This window comes from Methanolobus chelungpuianus, assembly GCF_024500045.1.
Taxonomy (GTDB): Archaea; Halobacteriota; Methanosarcinia; order Methanosarcinales; family Methanosarcinaceae; genus Methanolobus; species Methanolobus chelungpuianus.
Window position 1 is genome coordinate 1 of record NZ_JTEO01000017.1, and the last position, 203, is coordinate 203.

Sequence of the window (203 nt, forward strand, 5' to 3'; positions counted from 1 at the left end):
CCGTCAGGTTCATGACAGTAAGTAACGACAGGGCACTGAATCGTGCAGTGCTGGTGGGAGGGCCGTTCATCCTGATGATGACAGGAGTTGCCTTCACTGTTGGGGCGCTCTCAAATGTATACTTCTTCGAGAAACTCGGCGTAATATCAGTAGCGGCTGCTGGAGGAAATACAGACCTCATCATACCCCATTACATCAATAGC

At 50.2% G+C, this 203-nt stretch carries 1 pseudogene; it reads left to right on the top strand.

Going from position 1 to position 203, the window contains the following annotated elements:
• Positions 1 to 203: pseudogene (locus PV02_RS12875) on the top strand (sodium:solute symporter family protein); the annotation flags it as partial.